1 rRNA gene is annotated in these 554 nt (G+C 56.7%); it reads left to right on the top strand.

Annotated elements, in window-relative coordinates:
- Positions 1 to 383: 383 nt before the first annotated feature.
- A 23S ribosomal RNA gene (locus VXD91_RS07825) occupies positions 384 to 554 on the top strand; the annotation flags it as partial.

Genomic DNA, 554 nt, shown 5'->3' with positions numbered 1-554 from the left:
CCGGCAACAGTGCCGGGGTTCATGGTTGGGATTGTCGCCGGCGCCTGTAGTGGGCTTGCCCGGCGGGTGCATATGACAACAAACGTTCGGCCGGCTGGAAAGCGTTGGTCGTGAAGAATTGCCAGACACACTGTTGGGTCCTGAGACAACAGGCCCGTTCGCTCCCCTCTCGGTTAGAGGGTGGGGGACGCCCCGGTTGCGGGGTGGGGGTTGTTGTTGCCTCACCGGTTTTGGTGGTGGGGTGTGGTGTTTGATTCGTGGATAGTGGTTGCGAGCATCTAACGCGCGCAGAAATGGTGGCCGGCGGCTTTCGGGTCGTTGGTTTTTCCGTCTGTGTGTTGTTGATGTGCAATTTTGATTCTTGTTTATCAATTGGTTTTTGTGCGTAAGTGTTTAAGGGCGCATGGTGGATGCCTTGGCATCAGAGGCCGATGAAGGACGTAGGAGGCTGCGATAAGCCTCGGGGAGTTGCCAACCGAGCGTTGATCCGAGGATGTCCGAATGGGGAAACCCAGCACGAGTGATGTCGTGTTACCCGCACCTGAATATATAGG

Source organism: Mycobacterium sp. SM3041 (genome assembly GCF_039668335.1).
Lineage (GTDB): Bacteria > Actinomycetota > Actinomycetes > Mycobacteriales > Mycobacteriaceae > Mycobacterium.
This window is presented reverse-complemented; position numbering and strand designations above follow the sequence as displayed.